The sequence below is a fragment of the Shewanella goraebulensis genome, assembly GCF_030252245.1.
GTDB lineage: Bacteria > Pseudomonadota > Gammaproteobacteria > Enterobacterales > Shewanellaceae > Shewanella > Shewanella goraebulensis.
In genome coordinates this window covers 4258879-4270563 of record NZ_CP126972.1, presented here as the reverse complement: position 1 = coordinate 4270563, position 11685 = coordinate 4258879, and the positions used below count along the sequence as shown (strand labels likewise).

General features: G+C 42.2%; 8 protein-coding genes. 2 read left to right on the top strand and 6 right to left on the bottom strand.

Annotation, left to right across the window (positions count from 1 at the left end; all coding sequences use genetic code 11):
• Positions 1–45: 45 nt before the first annotated feature.
• Positions 46–1419 carry a sigma-54-dependent transcriptional regulator gene (locus tag QPX86_RS18030; RefSeq protein ID WP_285163427.1) on the bottom strand — a complete coding sequence of 458 codons (1374 nt, stop codon included), beginning with the start codon at positions 1417–1419 and terminating at the stop codon, positions 46–48.
• A 3-nt stretch (positions 1420–1422) separates the two neighbouring features.
• Complete coding sequence (locus QPX86_RS18025; protein WP_285163426.1) at positions 1423–3420, bottom strand: ATP-binding protein; 1998 nt, start codon at positions 3418–3420, stop codon at positions 1423–1425.
• 405 nt (positions 3421–3825) lie between these two features.
• Between QPX86_RS18025 and QPX86_RS18020 the strand changes: the two genes are divergently transcribed.
• Positions 3826–5613, top strand: a complete 1788-nt coding sequence (locus tag QPX86_RS18020; RefSeq protein WP_220754126.1) for a flavocytochrome c — start codon at positions 3826–3828, stop codon at positions 5611–5613.
• Positions 5614–5793: 180 nt separating this feature from the next.
• Here the strand turns inward: QPX86_RS18020 and QPX86_RS18015 are convergent, their stop codons facing one another.
• The 4 genes from QPX86_RS18015 to cutA all read right to left on the bottom strand — a co-directional run bounded on the left by QPX86_RS18015 (position 5794) and on the right by cutA (position 10687).
• Positions 5794–6573, bottom strand: coding sequence for an ABC transporter permease (locus QPX86_RS18015; RefSeq protein ID WP_285163425.1), 780 nt, complete (start codon positions 6571–6573; stop codon positions 5794–5796).
• A gap of 113 nt (positions 6574–6686) precedes the next feature.
• Positions 6687–8339, bottom strand: coding sequence for a cation:proton antiporter family protein (locus tag QPX86_RS18010; protein ID WP_220754128.1), 1653 nt, complete (start codon positions 8337–8339; stop codon positions 6687–6689).
• 153 nt (positions 8340–8492) lie between these two features.
• Positions 8493–10367, bottom strand: coding sequence for a protein-disulfide reductase DsbD (locus tag QPX86_RS18005; protein WP_285163424.1), 1875 nt, complete (start codon positions 10365–10367; stop codon positions 8493–8495).
• The gene (gene cutA, locus QPX86_RS18000) at positions 10364–10687 is read right to left on the bottom strand and encodes a divalent-cation tolerance protein CutA (RefSeq protein WP_220754130.1); all 324 of its coding nucleotides are present in this window, start codon (positions 10685–10687) and stop codon (positions 10364–10366) included. Before cutA ends, QPX86_RS18005 begins: the two co-directional genes overlap by 4 nt.
• 254 nt (positions 10688–10941) lie before the next feature.
• Here cutA and QPX86_RS17995 point away from each other — a divergent pair, with 254 nt between their 5' ends.
• Positions 10942–11607: an FxsA family protein gene (locus tag QPX86_RS17995; protein WP_285163423.1), complete on the top strand. Its 666-nt coding sequence runs from the start codon at positions 10942–10944 to the stop codon at positions 11605–11607.
• Positions 11608–11685 lie beyond the last annotated feature (78 nt).

Here is an 11685-nt window from a genome sequence, read left to right as displayed (position 1 = left end):
ACATATTCATAATTTGAATATGTCAGCTTGTTTACTCTGAAAAATTCAGTCTTTTTTGGTGATGCGTCGGCTCAATGCTGATTGACTGATCCCCAGCATTTGCGCTGCAGCTGTTTGGTTATTTGCCGTGCGGCTCATGGCTTCATCAATCAGTGCTTGGCTCATATCAGCCAAAGTCGGCAGTACTTGCGGGAAGATAATTCTAGTACTCGAATGAGGTGCAGTTGATTTGAGCTCGTTGATTGCCTCCATAAAAGGCGAGATATTCAGTTGTATGCCATCACTACGGCTAACTGCATCAAACACCATTCCTTTCAGTTCGTGTAAATTACCAGGAAAGTCATAGCTTTGCAGTTGCATTGCTAAATCACTGGGTTGCTGGGGCGGCGTTAAATTCATCTCTTCAGCGGCGAGCGATATAAAGTGATTAATCAACATCGCGATATCTAATTTACGCTGTCTTAAAGGTGGTAAATGGATTTTATGAGCTCGTAACCGATACAGCAGGTCGCGCCTGAATTGCCCGCTTTTATTCAGTTCGAGTAAATCGTGTTGAGTTGAGGTAATAATGCGGCAATTAACTGGATAAGGGCGATCACTGCCAATTGGGTAGTATTGTTTTTGCTGCAGAACATCCAGTAATTTGGCTTGAGAAGATAAGGGTAAATCGCCTATTTCGTTCAAATAAAGCAAGCCTTTACCCACAGTATGCAAGGCTCCAGCTTGGGATTTACCAGGCTCTTGGCTTAGTCTACCAAATAGTTGTAATTCAAAGGCACTTTCACTGATCCCCGCCAAATTTACATTCACAAAAGGGGCGTCGGTACAGCATAACTGGTGGCAGCTTTTGGCAAACTCATCTTTACCTGTGCCGCTTTCACCATAGATTAATATTGGTTCTGGGCTAAATGCGACAGCTTCTAAATAACGGAATTGATCCAGTAAATTAGGCTCGCATGTGAGGATATTATTAAATGCGCTCGGTTGAGCCAGAGTTTTGCTTAAAAAGCTTTCTTTGATGCGGTGATAGTTACGTTCAAGTCCAACGACTTCTAAAGCGCGGCGAACAGTTAGGGCTAAATCGGCTACATCATCAGTTTTAATAAAGTAATTGTAAGCGCCGTTTTTGATGCAGCGAACAGCGGTATCGACTTCATTTACGCCCGTAACAATAATCACTCGAGTATTTGGGTACTCAAGGCGAATTTGCGCTAACAAATCCTCACCCGAATGAAATGGCATGGTTAAGTCTAATAGCACTAACGCATAATCCGTTCCTTCTAAGCGGTTCATCACTTGGCGGCTATCAACGCAAGTATCAATCACGGCCTCTGGCACAAGACGGTTTAAGGTTACTGCTAATGTTCTTAGCCAAGGCGCTTCATCATCAACTAATAAAATATTACGGGCGAGTTTCACGATTTAGCTCCTTGCTACTTCTGTAACATTATTGGGTTGGTTTGGCGTTAGCAAGCTAAACACTAAGGTGAAGCAACTGCCTTCATTGATGGTTGAGGTGACCTTCATATGGCCATGGTGCTCTTTTAAAATTCTGCTGCAAACCGATAAGCCTAAGCCACTGCCACCATGGGATCGCCTCGTGGTAAAAAATGGCTCTGTTATTCGCTTTAAGGTTTCTTTGTTCATTCCGCTGCCGTTATCTTCGACACTAATGTAGCCCGCTGACTTACTCGAATAAGTTTTAATAGTTATTTGACCATCGCCGGGTTGTGTCGCATGGCAGGCATTTTGGATCAGATTAATCATCACTTGATGTAATTGCTGGGCATCACCGTTAATCATCGGGCTCGGTTCTGCTAGTTCCATTCTCACTTGGTAACGCTTTAGTTGGTTTGATGTTAGGCGCTGAGCGACTTGCACCACTTCATTTAAACTAATCGCTTGATGATTGGAGGCAAGATTGGGCAAGGCATATCGTTTTAAATCATTCACAATCCGTGAAATACGTTTGGCGCTTTCTTCAACCACTTCAGTACTGTGATTGATTTCATCAAATGCGGATTGAGGCTCAAGCCCTGCCACTAGCCAAAATGGATTTTGCTGTTGGTAATAATCTGCTGCAGGGCGCAAATCTTTCATCGCCTCGGCAAACAGAGCAATTGAATGAATGATGATTCCAGTTGGGTTGTTAATCTCGTGGGCAACCCCTGCTGACAATTCTCCTAACGAAGCAAGACGGCTAGCCTCATCATTCGCTTGGCGAAGGTGTTGCTGTTCGGTATTTTCTTCTAGCAATACAACGACTTGTTCTTCTGCAATGGGGTGAATTTGTACTTGCCAATATTGAGCTAAATATCTCATATCAGCGATAAGAGACTTTTTAGATTCAATCACCGATTTCACACCAGTGGCTAAAACAAAAGGAGCGCCATCGACATAATGGAACTGACTATGGGTTAGTAGTTGGTTATTGTCATTGCTCCACAGGCACTGCATTTTCTTATCAAAAATGGTCATGCCGTGGGGAATACCATCAAGTACTGCCTGAAATTGCTGAGATAAAGAGCGAATTTTTTGCTCGGCAATTTCACGTTGTTGCAGCTCAAGGGCAAGGGCTTCAGAGCGGAACTTTAAGCGGCGGCTGACTGAAAAGGTATACAACATACCTATGGCTGAAATTATCGAAATGACGATAGATAGAATAAGCATTTTCCTTTGGGTCGAAGTAATATCGAATTTTTCACGACCCATGCCAAACCATTTGTTGACTAACCTATCGTACTCCCCTGAAATTTTAAGCTGCCTTAAAGCATCATTTATTTCATGAAGTAAAGCGGCATCAGAGGGGTTACTGACAAATGTGAAAGCGCCGAAAATCAATGCATCACTTGAGCTTCTTACCAAAGGGTATTTAGGCTGTAACCGTCTTGCGACAAAGTTTTCAGCCAGCACCACATCCACTTCGTTAGTCATTAACTTTTGAAAGCCTGTTTCATATAAATCGACTTTTACTTGTGTGAAATTTTGCGGTTGATTAGTTAAGAACACATCAACAAAAGCACCACTTTTAATCGCGACTCTTTTACCTACTAAATCAGACCAATTGTCGATGTAATCTTTGCCCTGCAGGGTATACGCTTTGGCATGCGTGGCATAAATAGGATCGGATTGGCTTAACTCACGTCTTACATTGGTTGGGCTAACTACCGCCACAACATCAATTGGACTATGAATATCGTGCATGTCTGTCATGAGTTGTTGAAAGGTTTTACGGCGTACCATTATCGGTCTATCTAGCATTTGTCCAATGCGATCCATAAGTTCTACATGAAAGCCTTGATCAACGCCGTTATCTCGCCATTCTAAAGGGGCAGTCGTGGAGTGCACCCCAAAGACGATCGTTTCCTTCGCGGTTAAAGGAAAACTGAGTAATAACAATAAACAGAGACAATATTTCATCAAGATAAATTCAATGGCTAACAGATAGATATAGTTTGCACTTTAGCAAATCATAATCTTCATAACTGTGGCATTGAGCGTAAATTTGATAGAAAGCTTATGCCAGTAAGGCGACTAAAGTGGCCAATATGATAGGCGCCATTAATCAAACTGAGATTGTGAAGATGATCACTCAGAACTATGCGAAATTGCATAGTGGTCAATTGGACTATGCACTTTTGCATAGCTTTAAATGACAGATGTGATCAGCTGTTAACTTTGGAAGTGAGTCTGAATTGTTTGATTGAGCCAAGCGCCATTGAGCGTGAAAATTAAGTTAAATCAGATTCAGTAGCAAATGTGATGACCAATAAGGCATGACAGAGAGTGACGAATTAGCGTCATGGCTACATTTAAGGAGTTACCATGAAATTAACACGATGCGCAGCGCTTTTAGCTGCATTACTCGGTTCAGCAGGGTTAGTTGGCGGCGCAATTGCAGCTGATAATCTTGCAGATTTTCACTCAGAAAATCAAGAATGTGAAAGCTGCCATTTACCTAGTGGCGAGCTATCAAACGACAGCCTGACATTTGAAAATGAACAATGTGTTTCTTGTCATGGCACCTTAGCAGAAGTGGCTGAAAGCAATACTCGTGAAAACTACAATGCCCATGAATCTCACTTCCCAGGCGATGTAGCGTGTACTACTTGTCATAGCGGTCATGATAAATCAGTGGTCTATTGTGATTCGTGCCATAGCTTCGATTTCGATATGCCATTTGGCAGCAAATGGGAGCGTTACGAGCCTTCAATTGCTGAACTAGCTAAAGATTCTGCAGACCGTAAAGCGGCATTAGCTGCAGCGCCTAGTGACACAGTGAATGTTGTGGTTGTAGGTTCAGGCGGGGCAGGTTTCTCTGCAGCAGTGGCTGCAAGCGATAAAGGCGCTAAAGTGATTTTAGTTGAGAAAGAGCCTGTGATTGGCGGTAACGCAAAACTTGCAGCTGGCGGCATGAATGCAGCTTGGACTGATCAACAAAAAGCCAAAGACATTAAAGATAGCGTTGAGTCTATGTACAAAGACACTATGAAAGGTGGCCGTGACTTAAACGACCCTAAATTGGTTGAAGTACTGACTTCTCACTCTAAAGGCTCTGTTGACTGGATGACAGCAATGGGCGCTGATTTAAATGATGTTGGCCGTATGGGTGGCGCATCTGCTAACCGTTCACATCGCCCAACAGGTGGTGCAGGTGTGGGTGCTCACGTGATTCAAGTGCTTTACGATAATGCCCTTGAGCGTAAAGTCGATATGCGCATGAATACCCGTGGTGTTGAAATCATCAAAGATGATGCTGGTAAAGTTGAAGGTTTACTGGTTAAAGGTCAATACACAGGTTACTACTGGATTAAAGCAGATGCTGTTGTAATGGCAACGGGTGGTTTTGGTCGCAATAACGAACGTGTTTCTCAATACGATCCTAAGTTAAAAGGCTTTATTTCAACTAACCAACCTGGTGCAACTGGTGATGGTCTTGATGTTGCAGGTAATGCTGGTGCTGGTATGACTGACGTTAAGTACATTCAAGCTCACCCAACCTTATCGGTTAAAGGTGGCGTGATGGTAACTGAAGCGGTGCGTGGTAACGGCGCAATTTTGGTAAACAAAGAAGGTAAACGCTTCGTCAATGAAATCACTACTCGTGATAAAGCAGCGGCGGCGATTCTTAATCAAACCGGCAAAGTAGCTTACTTAATCTTTGATGACTCAGTGCGTAAATCACTGAAGAAAATTGATAAGTATATCCAGCTTGGCGTGGTTCCATCAGCTGACTCTCCTGAGAATCTAGGTAAAGTAGCTGGCATTGATGGTAAAGCCTTAACGGCATCGATTGCTCAGTACAACAAACTGGTCGCTTCAGGTAAAGATACTGACTTTGAACGTCCTAACTTACCGCGTGCATTGAATGAAGGTAACTACTACGCTATTGAAGTGACCCCTGGTGTTCACCATACAATGGGCGGTGTATCGATTGATGATAAAGCTGAAATCCTATCTGAAGATAAGAAAGTGATTCCAGGTTTATACGGCGCAGGTGAAGTCACTGGTGGTGTTCATGGTGCTAACCGTTTAGGTGGTAACGCAATCTCTGACATCATTACCTTCGGTAGATTAGCGGGTGAACAAGCCGCTGCTTACTCTAAAAAATAGTCTTATATTTAGATACTGATAGCATTACTCCCCTGATGCTATCAAACTTAAAAGTGAGCCATTTGGCTCACTTTTTTTGTCTTGTTATTATTCTTACTCTTCTTATGCTTATTATTTTTCGCTTAGTCGCTTAGTCGCTTAGTCGCTTAGTCGCTTAGTCAGAACTATATCCAATGAGCATTAAAGATCGGCAGCATTAAATCGCAACTTTCCGCTGTGGTTTAGCAATTGATTAATGGTTAACTGAATTGCGCTGGCAACTGAAATCGTTAAGGTGGCAAAGATAGCAATGAGAATAATGATTTGATATTTCACGGCAATAATAGGATCAACGCCACCTAATATTTGACCTGTCATCATCCCAGGCAAACTCACCAGTCCTGTGGTGGTCATTGAAGCAAGAATAGGCGCAAATGATTGCTGCATAGCATGTCGAACAAACGGCTCCGACGCTTGTTTGGGACTCGCACCTAAAGCCAATGCACCATGATATTGCGGCTGCTTTTCTTCAAAGGCTGAAAATAAACGTTGTAGCGCAATAATGTTACCACTGAGGCTATTACCCAGCAGCATGCCCGCAGTCGGGATTAAAAATTGGGTGCTATAAATTGGCGTAGGTTGAAACAGAAATAACATCATTATCAGTAGTATTGGCACAAGTCCTAGCAATAAGCCTCCGATAACAGGCAGCATCATTGCCCATTTGGGGAGTTTCGCTTTATTAATTATTGCGCTTGCACCGACCAATAACATCACCAACAGCCAGATTAAGTTTACCCAAAGGCTTTCGAGGTGGAACAGGAATTTAAGATAAAGGCCAATTAATACCATTTGCACCGTCATGCGCAGTACGGCAACGGCAATATCTTTACCAAGGTGTAAATGAAAGTAGCGGTTAATTGCCAGTGGCGCGATAAGCACCAGCATGAATACACTCATTGCTAGCCAGCTAATGTCCATAATTCCTCATTTAATTTTGTGCTTCCTATAAATACAGTACCGCTGATTTGATTCAAGCATAAAAAAGCGCCTTATGAAATCATAAGACGCTGATTGAATGGCTAACTATGCTGTTAAGGTTTACTCAAGGTCTGAGTTATTTCTGGTGACGCACTGGCTTTATCGGCCTCAGTATCATTATCAGATGAGGGCTCAAGTAACTCATGAATCACGTTATCAACAAAACCAGCGCCGGCTGCTTCATACAAGTTGTAAACACTGTTCACACCTTGCTCTTTAAGTGATTGTGCATCTTCAGAGTACTGCACAATTGCGCTGATTTTACCTTTATATTCGAGCTTTTTTAATTGCTCTACCGCAAACATATTACCGACATGATGCGGCATAGCCAGTAGCACTAGTTCAAGGCTTGGTGCACGTTCAAGCTTTTCCCAAAAGTCGGTATCGCTGGCATCGCCTTGTACGACATTACGGCCTTCTTGGCGGTGGAAGTCGACTAAATCTTGCTTGTGTTCAATCCCTAAAATTTCACCACTGTACTTACCACGAAGCTCATCATAGGCTCCCGAACCAATTCGTCCCATCCCTAAAATTAAGAAGCGAGGGCTACCCACAGGTATTTGTCTATCTTCAGGATGAAGTGGGTGCCTTTCCAGTGTGGTGAAGGTGTCGTGGAATTTTTGATATAAGCGATTCACACTGGCATTTAATGGCGCAGCGATTAAGAAACTAATACTTAATGCGACTGCTAAAATAATGAGCCACTCTGCCGGTAACCAGCCTTTTTGCGCGGCAACGGCGGCGACAATCAGACCGAATTCGCTGTAGTTACCTAAGTTAAACGAGGCGAACAACGAGGTACGTGCGCGCAGTTTAAAGCGAGTCAGAATGAAGAAAAACAGTAACACTTTAAACGGCATTAACAGGACTAATAAGCCTGCTAAGCCAACATCCTCAATTGTCGGTAAACCATTTAAGCCAATGGTTAAGAAGAAGGCGACTAAGAACAGTTCTTTAAAGTAATAAATCGATTTAGCAAGCTCAGAGGACTTTGCATGACCAGCGAGTAAAACTCCCATGATCAACGCGCCTAAATCAGGTTTTAAGCCCACAGCTTCAAATACCCAAGCGCCCATGACTAGCGCCATAGCAAGGCCAAACAAAATCAGCATTTCGCCATGACCTACTCGATCAAACACTTTATAAATCACAGGCTTTAATAAGGGCAGTAACAATAAACCTAAGGCATAAACAGAGGGGAATTCACCTTTAGAAATGGTTAAGAACAGTACTGCGAAGATATCTTGCATAATTAAGATACCAATAGCGATGCGACCATAAAGTGCCTGACCATCACCATTCTCATCCAAGACTTTAACGGCAAATACGGTACTGGAGAAACTTAACGCAAAACTCAGCAACAGTAGCTGGTTCATTTCAAGATCAATCAGTCTATCTAAACCGACTAAACCTAATAGCTTGAGTATGGGTAAAAAGAATAAAATAGACCCGACTAAGTGAAGACTGGAACTGGCCCAGACTTCAGATTTAAGCAGACTTTTTACATCGAGTTTTAAGCCAATAGCGAATAGTAATAGCATGACGCCTAAGTCAGCTAGCTCTTGCAATAATGGAACGCTCTCATCTTGCACACCAAAGATAAACAGTAAGAAGCCGGCCGCTAAATATCCGATGAGCGGAGGAAGTCCTACTCGGCTAACGAGCATGCCGCAGACTAGGGTGATAATGAAAATTGCTGGTTCCATAATGCCTTTATTCTAATTGTTGAAAACAGGTTGTAGGTAAGTAGATTGTATAAGAAATAAATTAACTTGATATTAAAAAGTCATTATAAAATAAAAAAAAGACCAAATAAAAATTTAATTGGTCTTTTTTCAGTGTGTTATGCTTTTGCGATTTTACTTTTCGAGTAATAAATCCAAGTGATCAGCAAAAGGTTTAGGCTTCATAAAGCCCGTTACTCGCATGTCTTCACGTTGAACACCGTTTTTATCGAACATGATAAGTGCAGGCAAGCCTAAAACACTGAAATGTTCCATCAACTCAATATCAATTGCGTCGGTTTTAGTTAAGTCAGCTTTGAGTAGAATCATTTGATCTAAACGTTCAACCACCGCAGGGTCTTTAAAGGTGATGTGCTCAAACTCTTTACAAGCTACGCACCAGTCTGCGTATAAATCTAGCATGACATTTTTACCGCTTACGCTGGCTTTATCTAACTCAAGCTCTAAATCTTCCACCGACTTAATCAGTTTAAATTCTACCTTTTTTACTTGGGCTGTTTGTGCGATTTCGTTGCTCATTGATGGTGCTTGTAATCCCATTGCCGACATTACAGCTTGAAAACCATAAGAGAAGCTAGCCAGCAAGGTTAGCATCAGCAACACGCCGCGAGTGGTTTGCTTCCAGTTAAATTCAGACAGTTTATTCTGATGCATTAAGTAACCGGTCAAGCTAATTCCCCAAATTGACCATAATACGTCAGAGACAACCCCAGGCCAGATCCGATCGATCATCACGATAGACACTGAAATCAGTAAGAAGCCGAAAATGGTCTTAATGATATCCATCCAAGCGCCTGCACGTGGTAATAACTTACCGCCTGATGTACCTATAATGAGTAGCGGTACACCCATGCCCATGCTTAATACGTAAAGTGCTAAGAAGCCTTGCAGTAAGTCACCGCTTTGCGCCACGTAAATCAATGCACCAGACAAAGGAGCGGTAGTACACGGTGAAGCAACTAAGCCTGAAATCACTCCCATGAAGAATACACCAATCAGGTTGCCACCTTTTTGGTTATTCGACAGATTATTCATCTTATCTTGCCATTTACCCGGCAGACGTAACTCGTAAAGACCGAACATCGATAAGCTTAATAGGACAAACATCACTGCTAAGAAAATCAAAATTGCAGGGTGTTGCAGTGCAGCTTGGAACTTAAGTCCTGCCGATGCGACCACTAAGCCTAATAGCGAATAGGTAATAGCCATACCTTGTACATAAGCCATCGACAAAGTGAATGCTTTGGCTGTCGATAGCTGCTTGCCTTGGCCCACAATTATGCCTGACAAGATTGGATACATTGGGAATACACAAGGGGTTAGTGCTAAACCAATACCTAAACCAAAGAAGATGATTAAGGTCCACATTAGACTATCGTTAGCCAGCATTTGGCTTAAGCTGTCTTGTTGGGTAATAGGAGCTTGTGCATCAGCTTGATTACTGGCCGCTGAATAGTCCTGTGAGCTGGTGTCAGCTTTTTTAGGTGCATCGCCAATAATGGCTTTCTTTTTAGCCAGTTTGCCATCATTGGCAGCAACCGCTTCAAGGTCTACGTCACGCTTGGTTGGCGGATAACACAGTTTACCTTCAGCACAGCCCATAAAAGTAACTTGCACTTTTGAGCCCGCAGCGGCCTCTTTTAGCGCTAATGGCAGTTCAACAAACGTGTAATAAACTTCTTGTTCGCCAAAGTACTCATCGTCGTGCATCTTACCTTTGGGCAGCGCGATATCACCAATAACGGCACCATCAGCACTAAAGGTGAGTTTGTCACGGTACAGGTAATAGCCTTCAGCGATAACAAAGTTAATTGCCACTCGATTACCGTCTTGCTTGTAATCAAAAACAAACGCTTGCTCAACAGGCATTAATTCAGGTTCATCCTGAAGGAAGCTGAACTTCTTGTTGTTGCTAAAAATGTCTTCACTGTGTGCTAACGGGGATAGCAGAAGTAAACTGGTCAATAAAAACGTAAATATTTTTTTCATGATTGAGAGGTTTCTTTTATCCAATGTAAATAATTTGGCAAGCCTTGAGTAATAGGCGTAGCGATTAATTCTGGTACTTCATAGGGATGCAAATCGATCACTATTTTTTCTATTACATCATAATTATCTGCCATGCATTTTATGTGCATCGCGACTTCACTACTATGACAAACTTCACCTTCCCAAATATAAACTGACTCAATTTGCGGATACAGTTGCACACAAGCGGCAACTTTCGCAGTGACTAATGCCGTGGCGAGCTTTTTAGCACTGGCGATATCTGGACAAGTTGTTATAACTAATAAATAGCTTGCTGACATAGGGAGTCTATCATCCTTGGTTTATCTTAAAGTTAGCTTAAGCTTAATCACCTAAAATGGATTAATGCCAATGCTTTTTGAATTTAATCATAATTCGCTAATGTATCTCACTTTTGTTCAGTACAATAGCAAATTACATTAGCGTTGTGAGTCGCGTAATCCAGTTGTGATTAACGATAATTTTGATGCGTCTTGAATTAAGACCCGATTACCCCCATATATTGTTCATACCCAATGAAATAATTGAGGCCAACATGCTGTTAGTTTTATTTTTAGTTTTTATTCTTGTTCCTGCTATTGAGTTATCAGTGTTGATTTCAGTAGGGGATGTGTTTGGCCCATTGAATACTGTTGCGCTAGTTTTTCTTACCGCTATTGTCGGTGTATCGCTGGTTCGCAGCCAAGGGTTAAGCACCTTAATGTCGGTGCAATCTAAGCTTGAACGTGGTGAAGCACCGGGTAAAGAAATTGTCGAAGGCATGATGTTAGCGGCAGCGGGTTTATTATTATTATTCCCAGGTTTTGTGACTGATTTTATTGGTTTGTTGTTATTAACTCCATTCACCCGTTCACCGATCGCCAGCTATATATTTAAACGTATGCAAATGCGAGTGGTTGCTGGTGGCGGATTTAAAGGTGGTTTCCAAGGTCAAGCAGGCCAAAGCCCTTTTGGTAATCAAGGCCCATTTGGTGGGCAAGACGGTAATACCTTTGATGGTGATTTTGAGCGTAAGTTTGATCCTAATGACCTAACGCCTGAAACTCATCAAGTGGAAGTAAAAGACATTACGCCAGCGAAAGAGTCTGATACAGATAAAGGTGCAGAATCTTCAAGTAAAGCTGCGAGCGAGACTGCTAGTAATAAAGAGCCTGCTAGTTCAGATAACAGTAATGATACGGATAAAACCCACACACGTTAAGATGTAAATTGAATACAAAAAGCCGCTTGAGTATATAACTTAAGCGGCTTTTTATTGAGCGTTTTTGGTAAGCTATGG